This is a genomic window from Mesorhizobium sp. M0106 (genome assembly GCF_040322715.1).
Classification (GTDB): domain Bacteria; phylum Pseudomonadota; class Alphaproteobacteria; order Rhizobiales; family Rhizobiaceae; genus Mesorhizobium.
The window spans coordinates 1-25,773 of record NZ_JAMYUA010000034.1 but is presented as its reverse complement, the minus strand read 5'-3'; the positions used below and the strand labels follow the sequence as shown (position 1 = coordinate 25,773).

Sequence of the window (25,773 nt, the reverse complement as noted above, 5' to 3'; positions counted from 1 at the left end):
GTTGACAAAGGGAATATCGAATTCTAAAAAGTTAACGAAACAGAACCGGCGCAGCCGGTACGGAGCCGACGGCCAGGTGCAGGCACTGGACGCCGCTTGCCGCGGGCATCACAGGCCTGCTCGCAGTCGCACTTGAAAGTAAGCGAAGTGGTCGAACAAGGGTTGATGTCGGAGCTGGAGCGGCTGGTTTCCGAGGACCGGAACCCGAAAACCATGGACATCGATCTGTTGCCGACCCTCGAGGTGCTGCGCAAGATCAATGACGAGGACAAAGGCGTTGCGGCAGCCGTCGAGAAGGTCATCCCCGATATTGCTGCGGCCGTGGACCGGATCGTGAGCGCGTTCCAGAACGGTGCACGCCTTGTCTATATGGGGGCTGGCACCAGCGGCCGGCTCGGCGTCCTCGACGCCTCGGAATGTCCGCCGACCTTCGGCGTACCCGAGGACATGGTGGTGGGCCTGATCGCCGGCGGCGTCGACGCATTGGTGCACTCTGCGGAAGGCGCCGAGGACGATCCGAAACAGGGAATAAAGGCGCTGCAGGACATCAAGCTGACCGCCGACGACGTGGTGGTCGGCATCGCTGTCAGCGGACGCACACCATATGTGATCGGCGGCCTGACCTATGCCAAGGAAGTGGGAGCCACCACCGTGGCGTTGTCCTGCAATCCTCGATCAACCATTGCCGGCATTGCCGATATTGGCATCTCTCCGGTGGTTGGCCCGGAGGTCCTCACCGGCTCGACCCGGCTGAAATCGGGAACCGCGCAAAAGCTGGTGCTCAATATGCTGTCCACCGCCAGCATGATCCGCATCGGCAAGAGCTATCAGAACCTGATGGTTGACCTCAATCCAAGCAACAAGAAGCTTGTCGCAAGGGCGGTCAGGATCGTGATGCAGACGACCGGCTGCGCGGCACAGCAGGCACGACAGTCACTCGACCAGACCGGCAATGATGTAAAACTGGCAATCCTGGTAACGATCACCGGCATGGGTGTCGAAGAAGCACGTAAGGCGCTTGCCAACGCGGGAGGTTTCCTGCGCAAGGCGATAGGCGAAAAGACCGTGTAAGACCGCATGGATACTGGGCCGATGTTCCGGGGCGTGTGTCCCTTTGAAGCGGTCCGGGGAACTGCAAGGCATCTGGTTTAACAATAATGGGAGACGACAATGGTACGGCACATTGGCAAGAAACTGCTTTCCGGCATGACGCTCGCGGCAATGGTTGGCATCGCCGCGCTACCGGTGCAGGCGAGTGCGGCGACGCTGCATATGGCGTGGTCGCAGGACGCCACTGGTCTTGATCCGCACAAGCAGACGGCATTCTCCTCACTGCGGCTGCTGGAGCTGATCTACGAACCGCTGGTGCGGCTCGACGCAAATCTGCAAATCACGCCCGCGATTGCCGATTCATGGCAGTTCTCGCCGGACGGCAAGGAGCTGAGCTTCAAGCTCAATCCGAAAGCAAAATTCCAGAACGGCGCCGCCGTGACCTCGGCCGACGTCAAGGCATCGTTCGAGCGCATACTCGACGAGAAGACGGGTGCTGCGGCGCGCGCCAACTTTCTCTCGATCGCCAGCATCGACACGCCCGATCCCGCCACCGTCGTGTTCCACCTCTCGCAGCCGGACGTGCCGATCCTGACGGCGATGAGCGACGTCAATGCGGCGATCGTCCCGGCAAGCGAAATCGCGGCCGGCTCGATCGGCACGACAACGATCGGCTCGGGTCCGTTCAAGCTCGAAAAATGGGATCCGAATTCCAAGGAAGTGCTTGTCGCCAACAAGGACTGGGCAGGCGGCGCGACCGGCGTCGACGGCATCGAAATCAGCGTGCTGCCGGACGAGACGGCGATCCTGGCGGCGATGCGCACCAAGCAGATCGATTTTGCGCTGCTCAACGATCCGCTTGTCGCCACGCTGGTGCCCAAGGAAGCCAGCCTGCAGTTGAACCGTGTGCCGGTGCTTGCCTATCACGTGCTGCAGCTCAATCCCTCCCGCAAGCCGATGACCGAATTCAAGGTGCGTCAGGCGATTTCCTGCGCCATCGACCGGCAGGAAGTGCTGGACACCGCCTCGCTCGGCGAAGGCAAGGTCACCGGCCCGCTGACCATCCCGGCACTGGCGACCGATCCGAAGCAGTTGTTCTGTTATAAGCGCGACATTGAGAAGGCCAAGCAGTTGATGGCCGAAGCCGGCTATGCCGACGGCTTTTCGGCGACCGTGATCGGCGCCACCGGCGAGCCGCCGACGGCAGCGGCGGAAGCCCAGGTCATCCAATCGCAACTCGCAGAAATCGGCGTCAAGCTCGACATCAAGATGATGGAGCTCAACGTCTATGTCGACGCCTGGCTGAAGGGCGATTTCGACATGGCCGTCGCGCTGAACGGCGGCAGGGCCGATCCCTACACTATGTACAACCGCTACTGGACCAAGACGGGCAATCTGCAGAAGGTGGCGAACTATATCGACGACACGCTGGACAGTCTTATGCAGAAGGGCCGCACCGAGACCGACCCGGCAGCGCGCAAAGCGATCTTCGCCGACTTCGAGAAGCACATCACTGAGATGTCGCCCTGGATCTGGCTCTACACGTCCTACAGCTACACGGCACAGCAGAAGAATATCGCAGGATTCGAACCGGTGCCGACAGGCTCGCTGTTCAGCCTCGCCAAGGTGACGATCCAGTAGCTGCTTTGATGCCGGACGAGAGGATATTCTTCGCGTGAACTATCTGATGCGGCGACTGGCGACCTTCCCTCTCGTCCTGCTTGGCGTGTCCATCGTGGTGTTCCTGGCGATCCGGATGGTTCCGGGCGATTCGATCACGGCAATGCTGGGGACCGAAGCTGGCCTGCTGACGCCCCAGCAGCGCGATGCGCTTGCAGCTTATTTCGGCATCGACCAGCCCTGGTTCATCCAATACTGGCGCTGGCTGCTTGGTCTTTTCCAAGGTAATCTCGGCATTTCGTCCACCTATGGCAGGCCGGTGCTCGACGTCATCCTCGAGCGTTTCCCGCTAACGTTGGAACTCGCCCTGCTGTCGATGGTCATCGCCCTGCTTGTCGGTATGCCGGCGGGGATCTTTGCCGCCACCCATAACGAAAAGCTGTCCGACCTCGGCGTGCGCGTTGTCGCAATGATCGGGCAGTCGACGCCGAACTTCGTCCTTGCCCTGCTGATCATCTACACACTGTCGGCGGGGTTTGGCGTTTTGCCGGCGATGGGCGAGTTTTCGCCGCTGTGGCAGGATCCGCTGCGCAATCTCGGCCAGCTGTTGCTGCCTGCGGTCACGCTTGGATTTGCCTTCGCGGCTTCGGTGACCCGCATATCGCGTTCGGCGATGCTCGATGTGCTCAGCGACGACTATGTCAGGACGGCGCGCAGCAAGGGCGTTTCGGCGCGCGGCGTCATCTGGCGGCATGCCTTGCCCAACGCGCTCATCCCGGTCGTGACGCTGAGCGGCATAGAGTTCGGCTACCTCCTGGGCGGAGCTGTCATCGTCGAGCAAATTTATGCGCTGCCCGGTCTCGGCCGCATGGTGCTGGATGCCATCCTGCAGCGCGACTACGCGCTGGTGCAGGGGAGCGTGCTGTTCATCGCCTTCAACTTCATGATCGTCAATCTCCTCGTCGACCTTGCCTATGTCGCGCTCGACCCGCGTATCCGGCTAAGCGAGCACTGATGGCGACATTGCGGGCTATATTTGCGCATCCCAGCGGCCGCATCGGCGGTGCGATCGTTGCGCTTTATCTGCTGCTTGCCGTGCTTGGCATGCTGGGGCTGACGCCGCACAATCCGCTGACGCAGCACCGGGTCGAGCGACTGCATGCGCCTGACGGCACCTACTGGATGGGCACGGACCTGTTCGGCCGCGATGTCGCAAGTCGGCTGATGACCGGGATCGGCCAGTCCTTCATCGTGGCCTTCTTTTCGGTCGCCGTCGCGACACTGGCCGGCACCGTGCTCGGGCTGGCGGCAGCCTGGTTCGGGCGCCGCTGGGACGGCCTGGTGATGCGCATCATGGACGTTGTGCTGGCGTTCCCGGCGATCCTGCTGGCGCTGTTGATCGTCGCGGTTGCGGGACCGGGAACCTCGACCAGCGTCATTGCCATCGCCATCGTCTACACACCGATCTTCACGCGCGTCGTGCGAGGTCCGGCTCTGTCGCTCAAGGCGCGCGAGTTCGTCGACGCGGCCCGCACGTTCGGCAGCAGTGCGGGCTATATCGTAACACGGCATCTGCTGCTCAATCTGGTAGCGCCGCTGACGGTTCAGGTGACGCTGGCGCTGGCCTGGGCACTGCTGACCGAAGCCGGCTTAAGCTTCCTCGGGCTCGGCACGCAGCCGCCCGCCGCGTCGCTCGGCCTGATGCTGAGCGACAGCCGCAATCTGATGGAGACAGCTCCCTGGCTGATGATCTTCCCGGGCGTGGCGATCATGATCGGCATCCTCGGTTTCAACCTGCTCGGCGATGCGTTGCGCGATGTCCTCGACCCGAAGATGCGGAGATCGATCGCATGATCCCGCTGCTGTCCGTCAGCGGATTGCGCGTCGGCTTCGGCCGCAACCCGCAAGCCAATGAGGTCGTGCGCGGCGTCAGCTTCGATCTCGCCGACGGCGAAACGCTGGCCATCGTCGGCGAAAGCGGCTCGGGCAAATCGGTTACGGCGCTGTCGATCAATCGCCTTGTCGATTATGGCGGCGGCCGCATCACCGGCGGGTCGATCAAGCTGAGGCGGGCCGACGGCAGCACCTTCGACCTGACAGCCGCAGCCGAGCCGCAATTGACGAAGATCCGCGGCGGCGAAATCGGCATGATCTTCCAGGAGCCGATGAGCTCGCTCAATCCGGTGCTGACCATTGGCTGGCAGATCGAGGAATCATTTCGCCTGCATCGCGGCCTGACCGGACGACAAGCAACGGCGGCGGCCAAGGACGCGCTCGACCGCGTCCGTATTCCCGACGCTGCACGGCGGCTGAAATACACGCCCAACCAGCTGTCGGGCGGCATGCTGCAGCGGGTGATGATCGCCATGGCGCTCGCGTGCAACCCGCGCCTGCTCATTGCCGACGAGCCAACGACGGCGCTGGATGTTACGGTGCAGGCGCAGATCATGGCGCTGCTCGCCGAGTTGAAGCAGGAAACCGGGATGTCGATGATCTTCATCACCCACGACATCGGTCTGGTTGCAGGCATCGCCGACAAGGTGATGGTGATGCAAGGCGGAGAAGCTGTCGAGCAGGGCGCATTGAACCAGATATTGGACGATCCGCAGCATCCCTATACGCGGCATCTGCTACATGCGGTTCCGCATTTCGCCGGCGGCAGCGCGACACGCAGGGACGCGCAACGCGAAAAGCAAAAAGCTGCCGAGCCGGCGCTGAAGGTCGATGGCCTCGTAGTGCGATTTCCGGTCAAGGGTGGTTTTCTCAGCCGTACCAGCGGTGCCGTCCATGCCGTGGACGGTGTGGATTTCGAGCTAATGCCGGGCGAGACATTGGCGGTCGTCGGCGAGAGCGGCTCCGGAAAGTCCACCACCGCCCGCGCGATTCTGGGGCTGGTGCGCTCGACGCGCGGCACAATCTCGGCCAGCGCGCGCAAGGCCGCCGCCGGGCAGAGCGCCCTTCCCGTGCAGATGGTGTTCCAGAATCCCTATGGCTCGCTTAATCCCAGACTCACCGTCGAAAACCTCCTCGCGGAGCCGGTGATCGCTACCGGCGGACGGATAACTGCTGAAACGCGGGCGAAAATGGCCGCGCTGCTGAAACGCGTCGGCCTTCCGGAAAACAGCCTGCAGCGCTATCCGCACGAATTCTCCGGCGGCCAGCGGCAACGCCTGTGCATCGCTCGCGCGCTGATGCTCAATCCTTCGGTTGTCGTCCTCGACGAAGCGGTTTCGGCGCTCGATGTGTCGGTGCAGGCCAGGGTGTTGGAGCTTTTGATCGAGCTGCAGCGTGAATTCGGGCTGGCCTATCTGTTCATCTCGCATGACATGGCTGTCGTCGAGCGGATCGCCCATCGCATCGCGGTCATCTATGCCGGCCAGATTGTCGAGATCGGCGATGCCAGATCGGTGCTCTCGGAGCCGAAGCACTCCTATACCAAACAGCTTATCGCGGCCGTTCCTACTATAGACCGGCGGCATGAACGTTTCGAGCTGGACACGCGCCAGGTCCCCTCGCTCGTGCGTCCGCTGGGGTTTGAGCCGGGCCCGGCTAATTGGCAGCAATTCGGGCCGGATCATAGAGCACGGGTGGAAGCGTGATGATTGTCGCCCAAGGATATGAAAGGCCGGAGGGACAGCCCCATCGCTGCCTTCCAAACGGAGGCGTAGTTGATCGACCATGATTTCTTCTCCCGCACATTCGCCCCGCTCGAAGCGGCCGTGGCCGCATCGCGCATTCCGGGCGGCGTGCTCGGCATAGTTGACGGGGACGGCGAACGCATCGTCCGGGCAATCGGCTCAGCCCAAGTCGTGCCCAAGATACGGCCGATGCATGTCGGGACATGGTTCGACCTGGCATCCCTGACCAAAGTCATCTTCACCACGTCGCGTATCCTGGCACTGGCGGAAGAAGGCGTCATCGACCTCGACGCGCCGCTGATTTCCGTCCTGGCCGACCTTCGCCAATATGACGAAAAAGCCTGGGAACGGAACGTAACGTTTCGCCAGTGTCTCGGCCATCAGACACCGTTTCCCGCCGTCGCGCCAATCTACACCTATGGCCGAGATCCCGAGCTGTTGCGCGCCTTTGTCCTGCAGCGCGAGTGGCAGGCTGGCGAGCCGGTCTATTCCGATATCAACTTCATCCTGCTCGGCTTCGTCCTGGAGCGCCTGTCTGGCAAGACCATTCGCGACATAGATCCCCGTCCGGGCTTCGCGTTCTCCGCCGAACCGGATCAAGCGGCGGCGACCGAAGACTGCACATGGCGCCATCGCGTGCTCTGCGGCGAAGTCCACGACGACAATTGCTCGGCCTTGCAAGGTGCCGGTCACGCCGGCCTGTTCGGAACGGCGGCTTCGGTCCTCGACTTTGCGCAAGGGCTGCTGGACGGGACCGGCGCGTCGCAGCGTTCGATCGCGCTAATGCGCACGCCCTTGTCGGCAACCCGCACCCATGGCTGGGAGCGACCCTACGAAGGCTGGTCCGGCGGCCGGTTATGCAGCCCCGAAACCATCGGGCATACCGGCTTTACCGGGGTCGGGCTGTGGGTCGACTTCGACAAAGGCAGAGCCTGGACCTTGCTCACCAACCGGATCCATCCGACACGTCATTTCAACAGCGGGATCGCAGCGCTTCGCCAAGCGGTCGGCGATCTCGTCAACGGAGCCTGACAACCATGATTGCGAAAAATGGCGAACCCATGTGGGCCGTCGGCCTGATGACCGGCACCGTGCTGGACGGCAATATCGACGTCGCGCTGATCAAGACCGACGGCGAACGGATCGTGGATTTCGGTACCTACACGCTGGCGCCTTACCCCAGGTCGATCCGCAGTCTGTTGGAGGAGACGTTGCGCCAGGCCAGGATCTGGAATTTCACCGGACCGGAACCGGCGATTTTTCGTGAGGCAGAGGAGGCGCTGACGCGCGCCCAATCCGCCGCGGTCAAGGATCTTGTCGAAAGTCACGGTCTGACCATGGCCGATATCGGCGTCGTCGGCTTCCATGGCCAGACCGTGCTGCACCGTGCCCCGCAAGTGGGCCGACTGGGCCAGACCCGCCAACTCGGCGACGGCGAGCTGATGCATGCCATCTTGGGCACCAAAGTCGCCTATGACTTCCGCTCGGCCGACATGCGCGCCGGCGGCCAGGGCGCGCCGCTGTCGGCCGCCTATCACGCCGCGCTGCTGCGCGAAGCCGACGCCACCGGCGACACGGCGGTGCTCAATCTCGGCGGCGTCGCCAACATCACCTGGTGGGACGGCACGGACAATGTTGTTGCCTTCGACACCGGGCCCGCCAACGCACCGCTGAACGATTTCATCAAATCGAAGGGGCTCGGCGAAATGGACCGCGACGGCGCCCTTGCCCGCGCCGGCACGGTCGACGAGGCACGGCTGGCCAAGCTCCTGCAGCATCCGTATTTGACCAAACCCTACCCGAAATCGCTGGACCGTTTCGATTTCGGCGCCTCGATGGCGGACGGAATGAACGCCGAGGATGGCGCAGCCCTGCTGACGGCCTTCACCGCGGCCGCCGTCGGCAAGGCGCTCGATCTTCTGCCGCGCCGGCCGAAGCGGCTGGTGGTCAGCGGTGGCGGTCGACACAACCCAACGATCATGGCCATGCTTGCCAGCCGCGCTGGCGTCGAAGCGGTTCCGGCCGAGGCGCTTGGCTGGAAGGGCGATGCGGTGGAGGCGGAGTGTTTTGCGTTCCTGGCAGTGCGCGTGCTCAGGGGCTTGCCGATCAGCTTCCCCAGTACGACCGGCGTGCCAAAGCCGATGTGCGGCGGACGCCTTGCCGGCTAGTCAGGCTTCAGCTTCTTCTGCAGGAAGATGCGGCTGCGGCCGACGGGAAAATCGGCAAGCACGCCGAAGGGCTGATAGCCCTGGCGCTCATAGGCCTTGGCGGCCTTGGGATTGAACGTGTCGATCCAGGCGCCGTGACAGTCGCGCGCGATCGCCTCCCTCTCGGCCGCCTCGAGCATCCTGCCGGCCATGCGGTGACCGCGCAGTTTTTCATCGACCCAGAGCCATTGCACATAGAGCCAGCCCCAGGCTGTATATCCCGAGATGCCGGCGACAATAGCGCCGTGCTCATCGCGCACGAACACGGCCAATGCCTTCCTGCAGGAGGCGCCGACATCACTGTCGTTGAACGCCGCAAGCCGCTCTCCAAGAAAAGCCAACTCGTGCGGCAAGGGATCGGCGGTTGTCTCAAGCGTTGTATTGTTCATCCGCCAAGCATCTATCGAAGGACGGGACCGAGACGCAAGCCTTGCTGCGCTATAGGTTCGGCGAACGCCACGCCGCTACCGCAGCAGCGATTAGCATGAGCAAAGCTGCAATCACCGCCGATGCTGCAAAACCGAACGTGGAATAGAGCGGTCCGAACGCCGTGGTGCCGACGAACACGGCAAGATAGGTCACCGCGCTGTTCAAACCCATAATCGTGCCGCGATGCGCAGGGTCGAGCGCCGACAGGCGCATCACCAGGACGTTCAGCCCGAAATGATTGGCAAGGCCCCAGACGGCTATCACCGCTACGGTCAGATGAAAACTACTGCTTGCCGCGGCAATCACTACATAGACGACCGCGACAAGCAGATAGGCAAATGGCATGACACGCCGCGCGCCTAAGCGGTCGATAACGCCGTCAAGAAGTGCCGCCGCGCCGAAGCCGGCGCCATAGGCGAGCGCGGCAAGCCCATTGGCACTGACCGGCCGTCCCAAGCCATTGTGAAGGTGATCGCCAAGATAGCCGTAGATGCCGTAGAACGCGGTCATGAAGGCGGCGCAGGCAACCAGAAGCGGCACGATGCCCGGAACGCTCAAGGCGCCCAGTGGCGTCGGCGCCGGGCCGCTCTTCCTGACATCGCTGAGCGAGGTCAGAGACAGGCTGGCCAATGCGAGTGCTGCGAGCACCGCGACCGTCGCGAAAACGGCGCGCCAATGTACCAGATCGGCAAGTACGGCCGACAGCGAAACGCCGGCGACCATGCTCAGCGTCCAGCCGGTCAGCACGACGCCTATGGTGCCGCTTTCACGACCGGGCGGCGCAATCGCGGCGGAGCTGGCATAGATTGCCGGCATGGCGACACCTGCAGCGATGCCGGCGAGAAGCTGGGCCGCGACCAGCGCCGTCACGGTCGGCGCAGCGGCGCTGGCGACGAGCGCTATCGCCAGCAGCAGCAACGCCCCTTGCAGCATGCGGCGGGCGCCAAGCCGATCGATATAGCGCGCCAGGAACAAGGCGCTTGCCGACGTCCCGAGCCCGAACGCGGCCGACGCGATCATGACCGCCGGCACGCTTGTGCCGAAGGACGCGGCCACCGCCGGCGCGATCGGACCGAGCACCAGCGAGTTCGAGCCGATCACGGCAATGCATCCGGTGAGGAGGTAAGCGAGCGCCGGGATAGGCGGCCTTGCTGTAAATGTTGTGACTTGATCACTGTTCGACATACGGCGATAATGGCCGTATTAAATTCTGCATCAATCGGGAATTTTAATATGGATGAAGAAACAGATGGCATTCCGCAGAACAGGCCCGCCGCACGCGATATCGATGCAACCGACCGAAAAATATTAGGCGTTCTGGTCGACGACGCCACGATCAGCTATGCCGAGCTCGGCGACCGCGTCGGCCTTTCACCGCCGGCAGCCCATGAACGCGTCAAGCGCCTCCGGCGCAGCGGCGCCATCCGCAACACCGCGGTCATCATCGATCCCAAGGCGGTGCACAAGCCGCTGCTTGCCTTCGTCCATATCGACACCAAGGGGTGGGGAAAGACGCCGGAGCTGATGGCAATCTCCGAACACCCCGAAGTCGAGGAGATCCATTCGGTGGCCGGCGACACATGCATGCTGATCAAGGTCCGCACCGAGGACACGCGGGCGCTCGAGGGCCTGCTGTCGCGCCTCTACGAAACACCCGGCGTCACCTCGACGCGAAGCTACGTCGTGCTCTCGACTTATCTCGAGCGGCCGGTGCAGCCGGGGATTACGACGGAGTGGCCGACGCCCCGGCACATGGCCAAGCCGCTTTATTAGCTCAAACGATTCTCACGTATCCAAAGTCGAACCGGAAACGTCTTAGGCACTGCATCCCGTGGTCATCCGTCCGGCCGGTTCGTTTGCGCCGGTTCTTGGATCCGACGGGATGCCTGTTGCGCAACCGGAGACACGCGATGAGAAAATTGATCGTGGGCAGCTTCATTTCGCTGGACGGCGTCATCGAAGCACCAATGGAATGGGCGTCACCGTTCTTCGACGAGGAGATGAAGGAACACTCCTATGAAAAGGCCGGCGAGGCGGATTTTTTCCTGCTCGGCCGCGTCACCTACGAAATGTTTTCGGCGCGTTGGCCGCAGGTCAAAGGCAGCAAGTACATGGACCGCATGAACGGGCTGAAGAAGCTCGTCGCGTCGCGCAGCCTCAAGGCAGTGAGCTGGAACGCATCGCTGATCGAAGGCGACGTCGCTGCCGAAATCGCCAGGATCAAGCAGCAAACCGGCGGCAACATATTGAAGTATGGAGTGAGCAATCTCGACCAGACGCTGCTCGCCAACAGGCTTGTCGACGAGTATCAACTCTCGATCGTGCCGACCCGCGTCGGCCCTGGCAAACGCGCTTTCCAGGATGTCGACCCGTCCCTGGTCAAGCTGGAGCTTATAGATACGCACCGTTTCAAGAACGGGGTCATTACGCTGACCTATGTCCCGCTATGATCCGTATGCCATGAAGATGCAGCCAGGACTTGACCCGACCGGGCTTTTCGACGTCCGCTACGCCGGCTTCCTGGAGACAGTCGCGCATTTGCATGGACGGCTGCACCGCTACTGTGCACGCATGACCGGTTCAACGCTCGACGCCGAAGACGTGATGCAAGAGGCGCTGTTCGAGGGGCCCATCGGAAGATCGAGAAGCTGGACGATGCGAGTGCTCTTCGCCCCTGGCTGTTTCGCATTGCACATAATCGCTGCATCGATTTTCTGCGAAGCCGGCAGGTGCGTCAGCATGCGGAGGCCAATTTCGCCGACGACGAGATCATCCTGCCGGTCGAGCCGGCGGGCCAGGGCGCGGATCGCGCGATCGAACGGCTGGTGATCCACCTGCCGCCCAAGGAACGCGCCTGCGTCCTGCTCAAGGACGTCTTCGACTGTTCGCTGGAAGAGATCGCCGATCTCGTCGGCTCGACCGTGGGTGGCGTCAAGGCTGCGTTGAGCCGTGGCCGCTCGAAATTGGCCGCCTTGTCGGGCGAGCCAATCGTCCGTTCGGAGCCCCAGCGCGATCCGGAACTCCTGGAATTGCTCAGCCGCTATGTCGAGCTGTTCAACCGCCGCGACTGGGATGGGGTACGGGCGTTGACCAGCGCCGACGCACAATTGCGTGTCGCGGATTGCTTCAAGGGCAGGCTGTCGGAATCACCTTACTTCGTCGAATATGAAAGAGCCTCGACGACCTGGAAAATGGCGATTGGCGAGATCGATGGCCAGGCGGTGCTGCTCGTGCTTCACCATGGCGAAAACGGTTGGAAGCCGGCCCATCCGGTTCGGATCGAAGCCGCCGGCGGGACCATAAATCGCATCGCCGATTACTATGCCTGCCCCTGGATCATGCCGGCGGCTGGTAAGGTGGTCGTTTCCAGGCCGGCCTAACCAGCAACAGGACATGCAAGTGTCCGGCATCAACCTCAATGGAATGGGATCGATGCCGAACAAGACATAGGCGGCTTACTGAAGCTTCGCCTGCAGGGCGTTGACGTCATCCGTGGTCATTTCGCCGTCGGTCGTCACCTTGCCGTCGACGATCTTCCAGAGGCGGAACGGGCCGGTGATGTCGCCGTATTTGTCGAAGGCGACCGGGCCGATGACGCCTTCGTAACGGATCGGCTTGCCATCCTTGATCAGGCCGAGCGCCTTGGCGAACTCGTCCTTGCCGGCATAGATCGGCGTGCCGGCCGGGTCGACCGCCTTGTACATCGCCTCCTTGATCTTGGCCGGATCCTCGGAGCCGGCAATGGCGATGGCCAGGCCGACGATGGCGCCGGCATCATACGACCGGTCGGCCGCCGGGTTCGACGGTTCGATGCCCGAAAATTCCTTGTAGTTCTTGGTGAAATACTCGGTCGATGCGGTCGGGCTGGTGCCGGAGGAAGTGCCGTACGCATCCTTCAGGTAATCCGCGCCAACGGATTCGATGAAGTCCGGGCTGTTCATGCCGTCATTGAGCAGGAATTTCTGGACACCGCCCTGCGAAATCCAGGTGCGGGCGATGGTTGCGCCGTCGACAGGCGTGCTGACGAGATAAAGCCCGTCGGGCTCGCCGGCCATCGCCACCGTCACTTCCGAGGCATAGCTCGACTGCTTTTCATTGTAGGGCGTGTCGGAGACGATGGTGCCGCCGAGTGCCTTATAGGCGCGCGAAAATTCCGCCACCATGTTGACGCCGAAATCGTTGTTGACGTGGATGACCGACAGCTTCTTGAAGCCTTTGTCGATGGCATATTTGGCGGCAGCGACGCCCTGCAGCGCATCAGATGTGATGGTGCGGAAGAAGATGCCGTTGGTCTTGCCGTCGCGCCCGAGCGCCGTCAGCGTCGGCGACGAGGAAGCAGGCGACACCTGGACTATCTTGGCCGGAGCGGTGACCGAGGTCAGGATCGGGATCGACACCGAGGAGATAATGCCGCCGATGATCACCGGCACCTTCTTGACCTGCACGAGCTGCGTCGCGGCGTCGACCGCAATGTTGCCCTGGCTTTGGCTGTCGCGCGTGTCGGTCGCGAGATCGCAGCCGCGGACGCCGCCCGCATCGTTGATGTCGCGGAAGGCCATCTCGACCGATTTGGCGCCGGCCTGGCCGTACTCGCCGGCCGGGCCTGTCAGTTCCATGACGAGGCCGACGGTGATCTTGCAATCGGCGGCTCGCGCTGCGCCGGCCGCTGTCAGCAGTGCGAGCGCGGTGGTGATCTGAAGTATGGTCTTTTTCATTGTTGTTCCCCTTTCGTTGCACGACTCTCATTGATGTCTTGAGCCTGTTCAGCCTTCCGGCATCTGCAGCCAGGTTTCATGCAGATGTCGCCATTCGACGCCGTTGGGCGCCGATGAACTTGTGGTGAAAACGGCACTCGAGCGGCGGCGGCTATGTTTGCCGGCGCGCTGCTGCGCTTCGATGTAGCTGACGACGATCGTGTCGCCTTGTTGCCAGCCGGCCCGGATTTCCTCGATCGAGATGGTGAAATCGCCGTCACAAGTGGCGCGGCTTGCCCTGACATGGTCGAGCACCGCGTCACGATCGAGGACCTGGCCATCCGGCACAACCATGCAGAAGCCTTCGCCAATGACGCGTTCGAAGCGCCTGAAATCTGCATTGTCCGCACTCGCCGCATTGAACCAGTCGACGAAGAAGCGGTGGAGATCGACCACCTCGGCGCTGGCGCGGGAAAGCAAGGAGGGCTTTTCGTCCATGGCCGCGTTCATTTCCTGCCTGCATTCAAATTGTAATGCATGATCGAGCCGTGGCGGCCGTGACGGTCGCGTTCCAATGTGTAGACGTCGCCCAGCGGTCCACGGCTTTGCGCGATCACGGCAGCGATCCTCGCCCGGTCGTCGGCATCGAGCGCGACGTCCATGATTCTGGCATTGGCAAGGGCGTGCGCCTGGTTGCGGGCGCCGACGATGACGGCCGCCACTTGCGGCTGCTCCAGCACCCAGGCGCTGGCGATGGTGGCGATATCGACGCCGTGGCGGTCGGCGACGGCCTTCAGTGTGCGAAGCAACTCCTGGAAAAGCTCCCAGCCACCAAAGTCGTCAATGATCAGCTTGTATTTGACCAGCGATCGGTTTTCGAGCGGCGTCTGCGGCTCGGCAGCGCCAAGCCATTTTTCGCTGAGGAAGCCGCCCGCCACCGAACCATAGCAGAGGAAACTGACGCCGTGCCGGCTGGCGAGCGCTGCAAGGCTGTTGGCTGGCCGCTGGTCGAGCACCGAGTATTGCAATTGCTGGCTGACCAGCGGCACACCGGCGGCCAGGATCTCGGCCAACCGCGGCGTGTCGAAGTTCGTGGTGCCGATGTTGCGCACCTTGCCTTCCCTGCGGATTTCGTTGAGCCAGCCCATCGCTTCGACGTAGCCGGGCAGCGCATAGTCCCACCAGTGGAACTGCACGAGATCGAGCCGCTCGGTCTTCAGCCGCCGCAGCGACTGCTCGACGATGCCTCTGATGTAGTCGCGGCTGATATTGGAAAGCCTTTCCAGGTCAGGCACCAGCTTGGTGTGCACCTTCATTTTGGTGGCAGCGTCGAGGCCACGCTCATTGGCAAGGCGCAGGCGCGCCGCGCCGATCAGCTCTTCGACACCGGTATAGATATCGGCGCAATCATAGGTCCTGATGCCAGCGTCGAAGGTGGCGATCAGGTCAGTTACCGCCTGTTGGCGGTCGATCGCGCCGTGCCCGCCGGCAAGCTGCCAGCCGCCGCGAATAACGCGCGAGATCGTATAGCCGGGGCTGAGCTCGAAAGCCTTGGCGGTCATCTCCGGTCATTCTCCTTCGGCAGCGGCACCGCCGTCGTTTCGGCATGGCTGAACCGCCGCTTGCCGGTCCTGACGATCCGGAGCCGGCTGGCACAATTGGGATCCGGACAAGCGATCTCGGCGTCCGACGTCATCCAGTCGTTCCTGTGGGTCGGGCGCTGCTTTGCGGCCAGAAGCGGCAACACTGCCGCAATGGAATAGATCGAGAAACCTTGCCCCGCCGGCATCGACAGCATCTCGCCCTTCAATTCGAAATAGTCGCCGGGCTTGGCGCCGCAATAGATCGGCTTGCCCTCGGGGACAACCGCCTCGACGCGAAGGTCGAAGAGTTCGAAAGTGTCGTCGGTCTCAGCCATTCAGATCTCCACCCGGGTGAAGGTGATGTCGCAGGCACCGTTGCGGCGGATCACGCCACAAGCGGCTGCGAATTTATCGCGATCCTCAGGCACCACCTGCGCGACGACGCTTCCGGCAAGCCAGCCGATCGGGAACAGCAGGCGTGCACCCGCTCCGTAGAACAGGCCGACGTCAAAGATGGCATTCGGGTTGCCGCCCCACATGCGCGGCGGCACGTAGGACAACACGATGTCGCCCGGCTGCGGCGTCAGCGTTGCGTTCTCCGCCGGCAAGGGCCTGGCATAGGTTTGGCCCTCAAGTTCGGCTGATGGAACCGGGCAGGAGATTTCCGGCCCCGTCCACATAGCATGGATGCCGGAAACGACGCGCGGCTGCTCGAGATACGCCAGCAGGAAGGCGGCGTTGTCGGGCGCCTTTTCAGGCAACAGCAGCGCGGTCACGGAAAGCTTCGAGCGTGGCTCGGTGATGCTGATGCCAGGCGCCGTCATGCCCTCAATCCTTCCTTGCTTGTGGATTGGAGCTTGTCGCGCAGAAAGGCGAAGGGCCGGCTGATATCGGCCACCAGCGCCTCGCGCGCCGCTTGCGCATCCTGCCTCGCAAGCGCTGCGACGATGCTGCGGTGGTAGTGGGCCGTATCGACCTCGCCGGCGTCGGAGAAGGCGTAAATGGCAACGCGGATGCAAGGCCCGGATTGCAACCACAGGCTCTCGATCATCGGGATCAGCACGGCGGAACCGCAGCAACGGTAGATCTCGAAATGGAAGCTCTGGTTGAGCGTGGCCTCGCGGTCGATATCCTTCTTGTGCTTCAGCGCCCGCATCTCGTCCCACTCGCCGAGCATGGCTTCGACCGAAGCGATCTGGCGCGGGTTCATGCGCGTGGCGGCCAGCGCGATCGCTTCGCCCTCGATCAGAGAGCGGGCGCGCAAGAGGTCGTCGATGCGCTCCAGCGTGATCGGCGGCACACGCACCGAACGGTTGGGAAGCGCCTCCAGTGCCTTCTCGGTGATCAGCCGTCCGAGCGCCTCGCGCACCGGCATGGTGCTGGTGACCAGCGCGTCGGCGAGGCCGCGGATGGTTAGCACCTGGCTCGGCTCGAAAAGGCCGCCGATCAAGGCGCGGCGCAGCTCCGAATAGACGCGATCCTGCACGGTCTCGCGGCCGACCGGCGTAAGCTGGGCTGCGATCACCTCATTGTTCTTTTCGATGGCGGCCTTCTGCATGGGCAATCCCGGTATTGGCCGTTTTCGTCTTGCGGAAGAAATTAAAGCCGAATAGCGTGATCAAAGCAAGTGTGATCACAAATCAAATCATAGGCGGTGAAGATCGCTTTCGGCCTGAGGGATTCATGGGCGACACGACGGGACGGCAGGAGGAGATCCGCACGCCGGTTCTGACGGCCAGGAACGTCGTCAAGCGCTTCGGCGGCCTGCTCGCGGTCAACAATGTCTCGTTTGACGTCCGGCCGGGTGAAATACTCGGCCTCATCGGCCCGAACGGCGCCGGCAAGACCACGATGTTCGACCTGCTCGCCGGCAGCATTCTGCCGACCAGCGGCGAAATCCTCCTCAATGGCGTATCGGTGTCGGGGGAAGCAGCCCATCGCCGCATCGGCCGCGGCCTTGGCCGCACGTTCCAGATCCCCCGGCCCTTGCCTAACCTGACGCTGATCGAAAACGTCATGCTGGCCGCGCAAGGACAGACTGGAGAAAAACTGCTCGCCAATTTCCTGACGCCCCGGCGGGTCGCTGCCGAAGAAAGGGCTGCCGAGACAAGAGCCGTCGAACTGCTCGAGCTCGTCACGATCGCTCACCTCGCGCACGAACCTGCGCGCGTGCTTTCAGGCGGCCAGCGCAAGCTGCTCGAGTTGGCCCGCGTGATGATGGCCGACCCGGCGATCATCCTGCTCGACGAGCCGGCGGCCGGGGTCAACGCAACCCTGCTCGAGATCATTATCGATCGCATCCGCGACATCAATGCGCGCGGCATCACCTTCCTGCTGATCGAGCACAATATCGACATGGTGACGCGGCTTTGCCACCGCGTCCTGGTCATGGCGAGCGGCCAGCTTCTGTGCGAAGGCACTCCGGAGGAGGTGGCGCGCGACCCGCGCGTCATCGAGGCCTACCTCGGAGGCACGGCATGAGCCAAAAGGTACTCGATGTCCGCGATCTCGAAGCCGGCTACGAGCCTGGCGTTCCGATCGTGCGCGGCGCTTCGATCACCGTCGACCAGGGCGAGATCGTCGTCGTTCTCGGTCCCAACGGCGCCGGCAAGTCGAGCCTTATCAAGGCCATCGCCGGCCTTGTCCCGATCACCGGCGGCACGGTGCTGCTGGACGGCAAGGATATCACGGCGTCGCCCGCTCACATCATGGTCCGCCTTGGCCTTGCCTTCGTGCCACAGACAGAGAACATCTTCCCGCTGATGTCGGTCGAGGACAATCTCAGGGTCGCCTGCGGCATCCTGAGGCCGCGCGAGGTCCCAGCCCGCATCGAGGAAATGTATGCGGCCTTTCCCGATCTCGCCCGTCAGCGCAGAACGGCCGCGGGCAATCTGTCGGGTGGACAGCGGCAGATGCTGGCCGTCGCCCGGGCGTTGATCGTCCATCCCAAGGTGCTGGTGCTCGACGAGCCGTCGGCCGGCCTGTCGCCGAAATTCGTGGCGATGGTGTTCGAGATGCTGGCCGGCATCCGAAAGTCCGGCGTTACCATTCTGCTGGTCGAACAGAACGCCAAGGCAGCGCTTGCCATTGGAGACCGCGCCTATGTGCTGGTCGAGGGCAAGGAGCGGCACCAGGGCGTCGCCTCCGAGCTCTGGAACGACCCGGTCGTGGCTGAACTCTATCTTGGCCAGCGCCGCCTCGATCTTGGGCAAGGAAGCGCGGCATGAACCTGCAATTCGTCGTCGACGGACTGCTGGCAGGGTCGATGATCGGCCTCGGCGCCATCGGCGTGACACTCACCTATTCGATCCTGCGCTTCTCGAACTTCGCCCATGGCGACTTCATGGCCTGGGGCGCCTATGCGACGCTCGCCGTGGTTGGCGCCATTGGCGCGATTTTCGGCAAGATCGCGCCGATCGCGCCCCTCTCCTTCGGTTGGCCGCTGATCGTCGCGCTCATCATCGGCATGGCGGCCACCGGCCTGCTGGCGCTGGCGCTCGACATGGTGCTGTTCGCGCGGCTGCGGGCCAAGGGCCAGGCGATCATCGTGGTGATGGCCAGCTTCGGCGCCTCGATGGCGCTGAGAAGCCTGCTCGAATTCATCTTCACCTCGCGTCCGACCTATTTCAGCCGGGCGATCCAGATCGCCATGCCGATAGGTTTCGGCATCCGCATCACCCCGGACCAGATCGCGCTGCTGCTGCTGACCGCCGTGCTGGTGCTCGGCGTGCATCTCCTGATGACGCGGACCCAGACCGGCCGCTCGATGCAGGCATTGAGCCAGAACGCGGCACTTGCCCGCATCGTCGGCATCGACGTCGCCAGGGTGGTGCGCGTCACCTGGATCATCGGCGGCGCGCTGGCCTGCGTCGCCGGCGTCATGATCGGCATTCTCATCCAGATCCGCCCGTTCATGGGTTTCGAGATGCTGCTGCCGATGTTCGCGGCCGCCATCCTCGGCGGCATCGGCAGCGTGCCCGGCGCCGTTCTCGGCGGCCTGATCATCGGCATGGCCGAAGCGGCTGCCGTGCAATTGATCGGCGCCGAATGGCGGGCAGCCGTCTCGTTCATCATCCTGATGGCGGTGCTGTTCGTGCGGCCCATCGGCCTTTTCGGAGTGAGGGAACGCTGATGGATCTGCTCGGCTACGGCGCCTTCTTCCTGACCACCGCGCTGATCTTTTCGCTCATCACGCTCGGGCTCAATCTGCAATGGGGGCTGACCGGGCTTTTCAATGTCGGGGTCGCCGGCTTCGTTGCCATCGGCGCCTACACCTCGGCGCTGCTGACCACGCCCGACGATGCCGCGCGCCTGGGCGGCTTCGACCTGCCGATCCTTATCGGCTGGCTTGGCGCCATGCTGTTGGGCGGCGTCGCCGCCGCCATCACCGGCATTGCCACGCTACGTCTGAGATCGGACTATCTGGCGATCACTACTTTCGGCGTCGCCGTCGTCGTGCAACTGGTAGCGCTCAATGCCCAGAAGCTGACCGGCGGGCCGTTCGGCATCGGCTTCATTCCGCGTCCGTTCGGCGGTCTTGCCGAAACGCCGTTGCTGTTCAACCTTTCGAACCTTGCGATCGTCTCGGTAGTGACGCTGATCGTCTATCTCGCGCTGGAGCATCTGTCGCGCAGCCCGTGGGGGCGCGTGTTGAAGGCGCTTCGCGAGGATGAGCGGGCCGCGATATCCCTAGGCAAAAGCGCACGGTTCTACCGCGTCCAGGCCTTTGCCGTCGGTGGCGCCATCATGGCGCTTGCCGGTGCGCTGCAGGCGCATTTCACCGGCTTCATCGCCCCGGACAATTATTTGCCGGCGCTGACTTTCCAGGTCTGGGTGATGCTGATCGTCGGTGGCTCGGGCAGCAACATCGGCGCCGTCATCGGCAGCATCCTGGTCTGGGCGATATGGGCCGGATCGGGAGCCTTGACCAGTATGTTGTTCTCGCCGGAACAGCAGGCCCGCGCCGCTTCGCTGCAGATCGTCGCCATCGGCGTGATGCTGTGCGTCATCCTTCTGGTCAGGCCGAACGGCCTGTTTGGCGACAGGCCGCGGCGTCCAAGGTTCGGCAAGCGTGCACGCGTGGCCCCCAGCGAGAGCGGCTCATGAACGCTGTGACCCGGCCGCACGGCGTTTCCCTTTGGCATGCCGTCAGCCGCGGTCGCCGCGACCGGCCCACCCTCGAAGGCGCACTCGATGTCGATCTGGCAATTGTCGGCGGCGGGTTTTCAGGCCTTTCCACCGCGCTGCACAGTGTCGAGAAAGGCATCTCGGTTGCCGTCCTCGAGGCGGAAATCATCGCCTGGGGGGCAACCGGCAGGAATGCCGGCTTCGTCGTGCCGAATTTCGCGAAAAGAGACCCCGACGATATCATTGCCCAGCTCGGGCCCGAACGCGGCGAACGCCTTGTCGATTTCGCCGCCGGCAGCGCCGACCTCGTCTTCGACCTGATTAGGCGGCATGCCATCGAATGCGATGCCGTCCAGAGCGGCTGGATACAACCAGCCCATTCACCGGCCGCTTTGCAAAAGACCAGATCGCGCGCCGAACAATGGGCACCACGCGGAAGGCCGGCTGTTGCGCTGGATAGACAGGCGGTCGAAGGGCTGACCGGCGTTCGCGGTTATCTCGGCGGCTGGATCGACAGATCGGGTGGCGTCCTCAATCCGGTCGAATATGCGCGCGGATTGGCCGACGCGGCGGAAAAGGCCGGAGCGCGCATCTTCGAGCATTCGCGTGTCGCGTCGATCGATCACATAGGCGATGGTTGGGCTTTGAAGACGGCCTCCGGTTCGGTGCGTGCCGAAAAAGTGCTGGTCGCCACCAATGCCTATGGCGGGTCGCTGAACCGCACGCTTGAGCGAACCTACATCCCGCTGAAAATCTTCCAGATCGCGACGGCGCCGCTGCCGCGTGAAATACGCACTCGCCTGCTTCCTGGCGGGCAAGGCGTCGGCGACACAAGACGCAATCTCTTCACCTTCCGCTTCGATGGCGAAAACAGGCTGATCACCGGCGGCATGCATGTTTTTGGCCCCGGTGCCGACACGCGGGTGCGGCGGGCGATCTGGCGGCGGCTTGCCGGGCATCTCGATCTCCCGGACATCCCGCCGCTTGAATACAGCTGGTCGGGGATGGCTGCCGTCGAGCCCGACTTCCTGCCGCACCTCGTCGATCTCGGCCCCGGGCTGATCGCCGGCTTGGCGTGCAACGGACGCGGCATCGCCATGACCACTGCGATGGGCAAGGTGCTTGCGGATTGGGCTGATGGAACAAAGCCTCAGGATTTGCCGCTGCCGTTTGCGCCGCCGTCGCCGATCCCGTTCCATAGCCTGATGCGGCATGCACCAAACATGGTGCTCCCCTGGAGCATGCTGCGCGACCGGCTGGATGGCTGATCGACGTGCGTCTCCGGCCGCCGTCCTGATACCCGAACTGCTAGACTCGCCCACATCATATTGTTAACGACAGCGGATGAAGCAGAACTATCTTTATCTCATCATCGGCGCTTTGGCCGTCGCCGTTATTGCGTTGGGGATTTACGTTTATCGCGAGGAGACTAGGCCGAAAGGCGTGGAACTTCGCATCGACGATTCCGGCATTTCAGTTCAGGAAAAATAGACCGCGTAGTGTAACGCGCAAGATCAGATGGCATCAGCCGCCTAATCCTGGGAAAAGGTGATAATTGCCGGGAACAGCCGCGAGAAGCCCGGAAAACAAGGCGTTCAGCGGTAACAGCCGGGGCCAGAAAGCCCGGTGGCCAGAAAACGGCCGCGCAACTTCACTTGGCACCAAAACGGCCGGCGGGCCGACCGCGCGCAAGATCAGATGGCACCACTTAGATCGGGCAAAAGCCCGGAAAACAAGGCGTTCAAACTTCATCTGAGGGGCTGGAGCGCCGGCGACAAACTCCGAAACGACTTCGGAGTTTTGAAAACGACGCCCATCAGCCGGAAATCGGTAACGAGATCAGAGAGTTGCCCCGTAACCACAGCTCAGGACGAGGCGACCGAACTCCGAAAGCTTCCCGCGCCCGAATTTCCCGCTGGCTGGGAGAGCCCTCGGCTACGCGTCATCTAGCCATAGCGGCAATCAAGTCCGCAAACTTTGCCTGATCGTCCTCGTCGAGCTTTTGAAGGAGCGGCAAGATCACTGCAGCGATGCGTTGAGCAGAGTCGTCGAATGTCGCTTCCAGGCGGGAATGAATTTCGCCATTCATGCTGTTGCCGCTCTTATTACGCGCATCGGCCAGACGTGCCTTCAGTTCCGGCGTCATATGAAGATTGTGGCGCTCGCGCTCCGGGCTCGACTCGTCTGTTTGCTTCGGCGGCATGGCGCCGATTTTATGGCGGAAACCCAGGCGACTCGATATAGTGCAAAAAACATCGAAAAATGTGCAATTGATCCCCACTATCCACAGCCGATCGCTAAAGGTTGAGGGAAGCTGTTAAGCAGATACAGATGGTTGTAAGCGTCTCGTATTGGGACACCTCGGAGGCGCCCTAAGGGTACCTCGGCGAGGAATATCTTCCTGTATGGTTCTAAAATAATAACTAGGGCGGGTCACGGAAATTGGACGGGCAAGAAGCGGCGGGCAGTATCAACGTCAATCGGCGGGTAGCACTATCGGGGCTCTTGCTGGCGGCGGCGTCGATGGCAGGGAGCGAGGTAGGGGCTGCGGCGCCGCTGGACCGAATTCAGCGATGTGCCGAAGCGCTCGCTGAGGCCATGCATGCCGCCTATGGCGGCGAATGGGCCATCGATCATCAAAGCGCTTACGTAGCGGTTTCGCGCGACTTCTTTTGACGTTCGAACTGCTCAAGCTGAAATTCCGCGAAACTGATAACTCGATCCTGAAGCAGTAGTGGCGCTGCGGCTACGCGCGCGAACACGCTCTGTAGGCGACGTTCGTTCGGATCCTGAGGGGATCCGCGAAGCGTAGGATCTTCAAGGACGCCGTGCTCAAGGGCCAGCGTTCGAATCGCTTCCATTGCGTTCCCGCGTGGTTCCCGCCCCTTTAACCATCGCGAAATGTCATTTTGATTGACGCCCAATCGTCCCGCCAACCGGGCCTGCGTCCAGCCGGTAGCCTTCAATAGCGCCCTCAGAACGACCGGAACATCCATCGCCTCAATATGCCAGAAGGGATAATCAAAACCTAATCCCAATAGGGATTGACTTTTATCCCTGTTGGGATGAAATGCGAGCATGAACCAACTCCATCACATTCGATGCAACATATTTGCCATCACTCAGGTTGAAATGGCCGCCTTAGCGGGCGTTCGACAGAGCCAAGTCTCGCGCTGGGAAAGCGGTATCAGGCGCCCTTCATTGCGCGAGATGCAGCGCATTCGTGCGGCGGCGATCGGCCGTGGCCTGTCCTGGGATGACAGTTGGTTCTTCGAGATCCCCGGCGAGGCTGCCTGAGCCATGCCGAGCGCCCTTGCACGCATGCCGGAAATCCGGCGACCGTCAATAAACCCGTTCGACATCACGCAACTCCACGCAGCACAGAACGCCGAGATTATCAGCGCCGATTTTGGGCCGACTAGAGCAAATCGCAGCGCTGCTTTTGACATCGGAGGCCGCTTCTGATGGCCAATCTGTCCAAACCGGCCGTCATTTCTGCCATTGACGTGTGCCTGATCGATGTCGCAGCCGGCCGGCGCAAGCTTGATCCTGCATGGGTCGAAACGCTGGCTGATCTGTTTCGGACCCAAGGCCAGAAGACACCGATCGAGGTGATCGCCACCGGCGAGCGCTACCGGCTGGTGTTCGGCCATCACCGCCTAGCCGCCGCGAAACTTCTCGCTTCGCCCGCGATCGCAGCCGTCGTGAAGAGCCCCGAGGACTTCGCGTCCGAGGCTGAAATCGCGCTGGCCGAAATTACCGAGAACCTCGCGCGGCGGGAGTTGAGCGCCCTTGATCGCGCCGTCGACATCGCCCGCTGGCGCGAGATCTACGAGGCTGCGCACGTTGCAAATCGTGGGGGGCGGCCGAAGAAGATTACATTAGAAGAAACTACTGCAAAGTTTGCAGTTAGTTTTTCGGAGGCCGCGCGGAAGGCGTTCGGCCTGTCAGAACGCAGCATCTTCAACGCCGTGAAGATCGCAACGATTGCCACAGACGTCCGCGACCAGATCGCCCTACACGGCATCGCCGACAACCAATCCGAGCTTCTGGCGCTAGCAGCCGAACAGCCAACGCGTCAGGCCGATATTGCCGCGCTGCTGACCAGTGAGCCCCCACAAGCTGGCTCGGTAGCCGATGCTATCGCCACCCTCGACCGGACGCCCAAACCGGCGACCGAGCCGCGCTGGCAGAAGCTCGCAACCGACTTCTCGAAGATGAAGACAAGCGAGCAAGACCGGTTCTTCGAGCTGCACGAGGCCGCCATCCAACGGTGGATGAAAGGCCGGCAGAGCTGATGGCCAGGCCACCCCGCAACAACTCGACCCTGGATCTGTTCCGCGACTACCAGCCGGCGCCAGTGGTCGAGCGTTTCGATGCGGAAAAGGTCCAGGCCTGGTCGATGGCGGGACGACTGTCGAAGGCCGTCAGCCTGACGCTGACGGAAGCGGACAAGAGCCGGGCCGATATTGCCCAGGCAATGTCCGACTACCTGAAGGACGAGGTCTCCAAGCCGATGCTGGATGCCTACGCCAGCCAGGCCAAGGAGCATTCGATTTCGGCCCTTCGCCTGCTCGCTCTGATCGCGGTCACCGGCGACGTACGCGCGCTCAACACCCTTTTGGAAGAGGCCGGGATGATCGTCGTCCCCAAAAAATACGAGGCGCTGATCATGCGGGAAATGGCCGACGAGGCCATCCAGCGGGCGACCCTCGATAGGCAGGCGTTCGATGCACAGTGGAAAGCGAAACGATGAAAGGCTTTCACATGAGACGCGATCTTCTCGACCTTGCACAAGACTGTTTGTCGCTGCTGGCAGTGGCCGGCTTTGTCGCCTTCGCCACCTTCGGCAGCGCCGGCATTTCGGCGGCTGTCATCGCCTGGAGGCTCGGCCAATGAGCTTCCTCGCAATCGCCCTCGCCGGCGCCGCGCTCTACGCCGTCTTTCTCTACGGCCTGCACGTGTTGTTCACTCGCCAGCAGGGTGCCCGTCTGGCGGCCGGCGCGGCATTCCGGCGCCGTGTCCAGAAGCATGTCCATGGCGGAGGCCTTTGGTCATGAGCCACTGCGCCATGCCGGCATGCTCGAACGCTGCGACAGGCATCTTCTGCCCCGATCACTATTTCAGGCTTCCGGCCTCGCAGGCGCACTGGCTCGTCCGCTGGCAGTTCAAAATGCTGCGCTGCGAGGATGCTGACACCAAGCAGCACATGCGCGAGCAGCTGCACGGCTACACCCAGGAAGCCATCCGCACCCTTCAATCCGCCGAGGCGATCTCCCAAGCCGCCCCGGCCAGCAGCGCCCCCCCCCCAACACCCGGGGGGGGCCAACCACAAGCACCACCAATAAGCGGCAAGTAATACGCGGCCGTTGCCGTTTGACCAGTACCAAAAAAACCGGCCACAAACCCCCCCGACACAGGGGGG

Annotated in this window: 32 protein-coding genes and 1 pseudogene; 23 read left to right on the top strand and 10 right to left on the bottom strand. The window is 62.7% G+C overall.

What is annotated here, in order from left to right:
• Window positions 1-147 precede the first annotated feature (147 nt).
• From murQ to NKJ55_RS26065, 7 genes are all read left to right on the top strand, one after another.
• A complete protein-coding gene (gene murQ, locus NKJ55_RS26095) occupies window positions 148-1,071 on the top strand; it encodes an N-acetylmuramic acid 6-phosphate etherase (protein WP_352452426.1) in 924 nt (307 codons plus the stop codon).
• 99 nt (window positions 1,072-1,170) lie between these two features.
• Complete coding sequence (locus tag NKJ55_RS26090) at window positions 1,171-2,691, top strand: ABC transporter substrate-binding protein (protein ID WP_352452398.1); 1,521 nt, start codon at window positions 1,171-1,173, stop codon at window positions 2,689-2,691.
• Between the two features lie 34 nt (window positions 2,692-2,725).
• Window positions 2,726-3,685: an ABC transporter permease gene (locus tag NKJ55_RS26085; protein WP_352452397.1), complete on the top strand. Its 960-nt coding sequence runs from the start codon at window positions 2,726-2,728 to the stop codon at window positions 3,683-3,685.
• On the top strand, window positions 3,685-4,524 hold the full coding sequence (locus NKJ55_RS26080; RefSeq protein ID WP_352452396.1) for an ABC transporter permease: 840 nt from the start codon (window positions 3,685-3,687) through the stop codon (window positions 4,522-4,524). Before NKJ55_RS26085 ends, NKJ55_RS26080 begins: the two co-directional genes overlap by 1 nt.
• Window positions 4,521-6,269 carry an ABC transporter ATP-binding protein gene (locus tag NKJ55_RS26075; RefSeq protein WP_352452395.1) on the top strand — a complete coding sequence of 583 codons (1,749 nt, stop codon included), beginning with the start codon at window positions 4,521-4,523 and terminating at the stop codon, window positions 6,267-6,269. Before NKJ55_RS26080 ends, NKJ55_RS26075 begins: the two co-directional genes overlap by 4 nt.
• 69 nt (window positions 6,270-6,338) lie before the next feature.
• On the top strand, window positions 6,339-7,340 hold the full coding sequence (locus tag NKJ55_RS26070) for a serine hydrolase domain-containing protein (protein ID WP_352452394.1): 1,002 nt from the start codon (window positions 6,339-6,341) through the stop codon (window positions 7,338-7,340).
• A gap of 5 nt (window positions 7,341-7,345) precedes the next feature.
• Window positions 7,346-8,476 (top strand): anhydro-N-acetylmuramic acid kinase, encoded by a 1,131-nt coding sequence (locus NKJ55_RS26065; RefSeq protein ID WP_352452393.1) that lies wholly within the window; start codon window positions 7,346-7,348, stop codon window positions 8,474-8,476.
• On the opposite strand, the gene NKJ55_RS26060 is transcribed toward NKJ55_RS26065, so the two are convergent.
• Both NKJ55_RS26060 and NKJ55_RS26055 read right to left on the bottom strand, forming a co-directional pair.
• Window positions 8,473-8,904, bottom strand: coding sequence for a GNAT family N-acetyltransferase (locus NKJ55_RS26060; protein WP_352452392.1), 432 nt, complete (start codon window positions 8,902-8,904; stop codon window positions 8,473-8,475). The genes NKJ55_RS26065 and NKJ55_RS26060 overlap by 4 nt on opposite strands.
• A 49-nt stretch (window positions 8,905-8,953) precedes the next feature.
• The gene (locus NKJ55_RS26055; RefSeq protein WP_352452391.1) at window positions 8,954-10,129 is read right to left on the bottom strand and encodes an MFS transporter; all 1,176 of its coding nucleotides are present in this window, start codon (window positions 10,127-10,129) and stop codon (window positions 8,954-8,956) included.
• 48 nt (window positions 10,130-10,177) lie between these two features.
• Here NKJ55_RS26055 and NKJ55_RS26050 point away from each other — a divergent pair, with 48 nt between their 5' ends.
• The 4 genes and pseudogenes from NKJ55_RS26050 to NKJ55_RS26035 all read left to right on the top strand — a co-directional run bounded on the left by NKJ55_RS26050 (window position 10,178) and on the right by NKJ55_RS26035 (window position 12,324).
• A complete protein-coding gene (locus tag NKJ55_RS26050; RefSeq protein WP_352452390.1) occupies window positions 10,178-10,717 on the top strand; it encodes an Lrp/AsnC family transcriptional regulator in 540 nt (179 codons plus the stop codon).
• 137 nt (window positions 10,718-10,854) lie between these two features.
• Window positions 10,855-11,394, top strand: coding sequence for a dihydrofolate reductase family protein (locus NKJ55_RS26045; RefSeq protein ID WP_352452389.1), 540 nt, complete (start codon window positions 10,855-10,857; stop codon window positions 11,392-11,394).
• Window positions 11,381-11,524, top strand: a pseudogene (locus NKJ55_RS26040) (hypothetical protein); the annotation flags it as partial. The gene NKJ55_RS26045 and the pseudogene NKJ55_RS26040, both read left to right, overlap by 14 nt.
• Window positions 11,506-12,324, top strand: a complete 819-nt coding sequence (locus tag NKJ55_RS26035; protein ID WP_352452425.1) for a sigma-70 family RNA polymerase sigma factor — start codon at window positions 11,506-11,508, stop codon at window positions 12,322-12,324. The pseudogene NKJ55_RS26040 and the gene NKJ55_RS26035, both read left to right, overlap by 19 nt.
• A gap of 75 nt (window positions 12,325-12,399) precedes the next feature.
• Here NKJ55_RS26035 and NKJ55_RS26030 read toward each other — a convergent pair whose 3' ends face one another.
• Genes NKJ55_RS26030 through NKJ55_RS26005 form a run of 6 tightly spaced genes read right to left on the bottom strand, consistent with a single transcriptional unit; the run spans window position 12,400 to window position 16,779 of the window.
• A complete protein-coding gene (locus tag NKJ55_RS26030; protein ID WP_352452388.1) occupies window positions 12,400-13,659 on the bottom strand; it encodes an ABC transporter substrate-binding protein in 1,260 nt (419 codons plus the stop codon).
• A gap of 48 nt (window positions 13,660-13,707) precedes the next feature.
• Entirely contained in the window at window positions 13,708-14,136 is a 429-nt protein-coding gene (locus tag NKJ55_RS26025; protein ID WP_352452387.1) for a DUF4440 domain-containing protein, read from the bottom strand.
• A gap of 8 nt (window positions 14,137-14,144) precedes the next feature.
• On the bottom strand, window positions 14,145-15,200 hold the full coding sequence (locus tag NKJ55_RS26020) for an aldo/keto reductase (RefSeq protein ID WP_352452386.1): 1,056 nt from the start codon (window positions 15,198-15,200) through the stop codon (window positions 14,145-14,147).
• Window positions 15,197-15,556, bottom strand: a complete 360-nt coding sequence (locus NKJ55_RS26015; protein WP_352452385.1) for a TIGR04076 family protein — start codon at window positions 15,554-15,556, stop codon at window positions 15,197-15,199. The genes NKJ55_RS26020 and NKJ55_RS26015 overlap by 4 nt, the downstream gene beginning before the upstream one ends.
• Window positions 15,557-16,045, bottom strand: a complete 489-nt coding sequence (locus tag NKJ55_RS26010; protein ID WP_352452384.1) for a DUF3830 family protein — start codon at window positions 16,043-16,045, stop codon at window positions 15,557-15,559.
• A complete protein-coding gene (locus NKJ55_RS26005; RefSeq protein ID WP_352452383.1) occupies window positions 16,042-16,779 on the bottom strand; it encodes a GntR family transcriptional regulator in 738 nt (245 codons plus the stop codon). The genes NKJ55_RS26010 and NKJ55_RS26005 overlap by 4 nt, the downstream gene beginning before the upstream one ends.
• Before the next feature lie 125 nt (window positions 16,780-16,904).
• Here NKJ55_RS26005 and NKJ55_RS26000 point away from each other — a divergent pair, with 125 nt between their 5' ends.
• The 6 genes from NKJ55_RS26000 (at window position 16,905) to NKJ55_RS25975 (ending at window position 21,839) form a co-directional block, all read left to right on the top strand.
• Complete coding sequence (locus NKJ55_RS26000; RefSeq protein ID WP_352452382.1) at window positions 16,905-17,702, top strand: ABC transporter ATP-binding protein; 798 nt, start codon at window positions 16,905-16,907, stop codon at window positions 17,700-17,702.
• Window positions 17,699-18,448, top strand: coding sequence for an ABC transporter ATP-binding protein (locus NKJ55_RS25995; protein WP_352452381.1), 750 nt, complete (start codon window positions 17,699-17,701; stop codon window positions 18,446-18,448). The genes NKJ55_RS26000 and NKJ55_RS25995 overlap by 4 nt, the downstream gene beginning before the upstream one ends.
• Complete coding sequence (locus NKJ55_RS25990; protein WP_023676066.1) at window positions 18,445-19,353, top strand: branched-chain amino acid ABC transporter permease; 909 nt, start codon at window positions 18,445-18,447, stop codon at window positions 19,351-19,353. The genes NKJ55_RS25995 and NKJ55_RS25990 overlap by 4 nt, the downstream gene beginning before the upstream one ends.
• Entirely contained in the window at window positions 19,350-20,327 is a 978-nt protein-coding gene (locus NKJ55_RS25985; RefSeq protein WP_023676067.1) for a branched-chain amino acid ABC transporter permease, read from the top strand. The genes NKJ55_RS25990 and NKJ55_RS25985 overlap by 4 nt, the downstream gene beginning before the upstream one ends.
• Window positions 20,324-21,616 (top strand): NAD(P)/FAD-dependent oxidoreductase, encoded by a 1,293-nt coding sequence (locus tag NKJ55_RS25980; RefSeq protein ID WP_352452380.1) that lies wholly within the window; start codon window positions 20,324-20,326, stop codon window positions 21,614-21,616. The genes NKJ55_RS25985 and NKJ55_RS25980 overlap by 4 nt, the downstream gene beginning before the upstream one ends.
• 76 nt (window positions 21,617-21,692) lie before the next feature.
• Complete coding sequence (locus NKJ55_RS25975) at window positions 21,693-21,839, top strand: hypothetical protein (RefSeq protein WP_352452379.1); 147 nt, start codon at window positions 21,693-21,695, stop codon at window positions 21,837-21,839.
• Window positions 21,840-22,290: 451 nt separating this feature from the next.
• Here the strand turns inward: NKJ55_RS25975 and NKJ55_RS25970 are convergent, their stop codons facing one another.
• Window positions 22,291-22,629 carry a hypothetical protein gene (locus NKJ55_RS25970; protein WP_352452378.1) on the bottom strand — a complete coding sequence of 113 codons (339 nt, stop codon included), beginning with the start codon at window positions 22,627-22,629 and terminating at the stop codon, window positions 22,291-22,293.
• Between the two features lie 364 nt (window positions 22,630-22,993).
• The gene (locus NKJ55_RS25965; RefSeq protein WP_352452377.1) at window positions 22,994-23,428 is read right to left on the bottom strand and encodes a helix-turn-helix domain-containing protein; all 435 of its coding nucleotides are present in this window, start codon (window positions 23,426-23,428) and stop codon (window positions 22,994-22,996) included.
• On the opposite strand from NKJ55_RS25965, the gene NKJ55_RS25960 reads away from it, so the two are divergent.
• The 6 genes from NKJ55_RS25960 (at window position 23,427) to NKJ55_RS25935 (ending at window position 25,707) form a co-directional block, all read left to right on the top strand.
• Window positions 23,427-23,645 carry a helix-turn-helix domain-containing protein gene (locus tag NKJ55_RS25960; protein ID WP_352452376.1) on the top strand — a complete coding sequence of 73 codons (219 nt, stop codon included), beginning with the start codon at window positions 23,427-23,429 and terminating at the stop codon, window positions 23,643-23,645. The two genes, NKJ55_RS25965 and NKJ55_RS25960, sit on opposite strands and share 2 nt — an antisense overlap.
• A 167-nt stretch (window positions 23,646-23,812) precedes the next feature.
• Entirely contained in the window at window positions 23,813-24,646 is an 834-nt protein-coding gene (locus NKJ55_RS25955; protein ID WP_352452375.1) for a ParB/RepB/Spo0J family partition protein, read from the top strand.
• Window positions 24,646-25,104, top strand: a complete 459-nt coding sequence (locus NKJ55_RS25950; RefSeq protein ID WP_352452374.1) for a hypothetical protein — start codon at window positions 24,646-24,648, stop codon at window positions 25,102-25,104. Before NKJ55_RS25955 ends, NKJ55_RS25950 begins: the two co-directional genes overlap by 1 nt.
• Before the next feature lie 11 nt (window positions 25,105-25,115).
• Window positions 25,116-25,247, top strand: a complete 132-nt coding sequence (locus NKJ55_RS25945) for a hypothetical protein (protein ID WP_352452373.1) — start codon at window positions 25,116-25,118, stop codon at window positions 25,245-25,247.
• On the top strand, window positions 25,244-25,408 hold the full coding sequence (locus tag NKJ55_RS25940; protein WP_352452372.1) for a hypothetical protein: 165 nt from the start codon (window positions 25,244-25,246) through the stop codon (window positions 25,406-25,408). The genes NKJ55_RS25945 and NKJ55_RS25940 overlap by 4 nt, the downstream gene beginning before the upstream one ends.
• Window positions 25,405-25,707, top strand: coding sequence for a hypothetical protein (locus NKJ55_RS25935; protein ID WP_352452371.1), 303 nt, complete (start codon window positions 25,405-25,407; stop codon window positions 25,705-25,707). The genes NKJ55_RS25940 and NKJ55_RS25935 overlap by 4 nt, the downstream gene beginning before the upstream one ends.
• The last annotated feature ends 66 nt before the right edge of the window (window positions 25,708-25,773 follow it).

What these genes read in the sequence shown, in the direction of transcription:
- NKJ55_RS26090 (WP_352452398.1), top strand. Translation starts at nt 1,171, where the DNA reads ATGGTACGGCACATTGGCAAGAAACTGCTTTCCGGCATGACGCTCGCG.
- NKJ55_RS26080 (WP_352452396.1), top strand. Translation starts at nt 3,685, where the DNA reads ATGGCGACATTGCGGGCTATATTTGCGCATCCCAGCGGCCGCATCGGC.
- NKJ55_RS26075 (WP_352452395.1), top strand. Translation starts at nt 4,521, where the DNA reads ATGATCCCGCTGCTGTCCGTCAGCGGATTGCGCGTCGGCTTCGGCCGC.
- NKJ55_RS26065 (WP_352452393.1), top strand. Translation starts at nt 7,346, where the DNA reads ATGATTGCGAAAAATGGCGAACCCATGTGGGCCGTCGGCCTGATGACC.
- NKJ55_RS26060 (WP_352452392.1), bottom strand. Translation starts at nt 8,904, where the DNA reads ATGAACAATACAACGCTTGAGACAACCGCCGATCCCTTGCCGCACGAG.
- NKJ55_RS26055 (WP_352452391.1), bottom strand. Translation starts at nt 10,129, where the DNA reads ATGTCGAACAGTGATCAAGTCACAACATTTACAGCAAGGCCGCCTATC.
- NKJ55_RS26050 (WP_352452390.1), top strand. Translation starts at nt 10,178, where the DNA reads ATGGATGAAGAAACAGATGGCATTCCGCAGAACAGGCCCGCCGCACGC.
- NKJ55_RS26045 (WP_352452389.1), top strand. Translation starts at nt 10,855, where the DNA reads ATGAGAAAATTGATCGTGGGCAGCTTCATTTCGCTGGACGGCGTCATC.
- NKJ55_RS26030 (WP_352452388.1), bottom strand. Translation starts at nt 13,659, where the DNA reads ATGAAAAAGACCATACTTCAGATCACCACCGCGCTCGCACTGCTGACA.
- NKJ55_RS26025 (WP_352452387.1), bottom strand. Translation starts at nt 14,136, where the DNA reads ATGGACGAAAAGCCCTCCTTGCTTTCCCGCGCCAGCGCCGAGGTGGTC.
- NKJ55_RS26020 (WP_352452386.1), bottom strand. Translation starts at nt 15,200, where the DNA reads ATGACCGCCAAGGCTTTCGAGCTCAGCCCCGGCTATACGATCTCGCGC.
- NKJ55_RS26015 (WP_352452385.1), bottom strand. Translation starts at nt 15,556, where the DNA reads ATGGCTGAGACCGACGACACTTTCGAACTCTTCGACCTTCGCGTCGAG.
- NKJ55_RS26010 (WP_352452384.1), bottom strand. Translation starts at nt 16,045, where the DNA reads ATGACGGCGCCTGGCATCAGCATCACCGAGCCACGCTCGAAGCTTTCC.
- NKJ55_RS26005 (WP_352452383.1), bottom strand. Translation starts at nt 16,779, where the DNA reads ATGCAGAAGGCCGCCATCGAAAAGAACAATGAGGTGATCGCAGCCCAG.
- NKJ55_RS26000 (WP_352452382.1), top strand. Translation starts at nt 16,905, where the DNA reads ATGGGCGACACGACGGGACGGCAGGAGGAGATCCGCACGCCGGTTCTG.
- NKJ55_RS25995 (WP_352452381.1), top strand. Translation starts at nt 17,699, where the DNA reads ATGAGCCAAAAGGTACTCGATGTCCGCGATCTCGAAGCCGGCTACGAG.
- NKJ55_RS25990 (WP_023676066.1), top strand. Translation starts at nt 18,445, where the DNA reads ATGAACCTGCAATTCGTCGTCGACGGACTGCTGGCAGGGTCGATGATC.
- NKJ55_RS25980 (WP_352452380.1), top strand. Translation starts at nt 20,324, where the DNA reads ATGAACGCTGTGACCCGGCCGCACGGCGTTTCCCTTTGGCATGCCGTC.
- NKJ55_RS25975 (WP_352452379.1), top strand. Translation starts at nt 21,693, where the DNA reads ATGAAGCAGAACTATCTTTATCTCATCATCGGCGCTTTGGCCGTCGCC.
- NKJ55_RS25960 (WP_352452376.1), top strand. Translation starts at nt 23,427, where the DNA reads ATGAACCAACTCCATCACATTCGATGCAACATATTTGCCATCACTCAG.
- NKJ55_RS25965 (WP_352452377.1), bottom strand. Translation starts at nt 23,428, where the DNA reads ATGCTCGCATTTCATCCCAACAGGGATAAAAGTCAATCCCTATTGGGA.
- NKJ55_RS25955 (WP_352452375.1), top strand. Translation starts at nt 23,813, where the DNA reads ATGGCCAATCTGTCCAAACCGGCCGTCATTTCTGCCATTGACGTGTGC.
- NKJ55_RS25950 (WP_352452374.1), top strand. Translation starts at nt 24,646, where the DNA reads ATGGCCAGGCCACCCCGCAACAACTCGACCCTGGATCTGTTCCGCGAC.
- NKJ55_RS25945 (WP_352452373.1), top strand. Translation starts at nt 25,116, where the DNA reads ATGAGACGCGATCTTCTCGACCTTGCACAAGACTGTTTGTCGCTGCTG.
- NKJ55_RS25940 (WP_352452372.1), top strand. Translation starts at nt 25,244, where the DNA reads ATGAGCTTCCTCGCAATCGCCCTCGCCGGCGCCGCGCTCTACGCCGTC.
- NKJ55_RS25935 (WP_352452371.1), top strand. Translation starts at nt 25,405, where the DNA reads ATGAGCCACTGCGCCATGCCGGCATGCTCGAACGCTGCGACAGGCATC.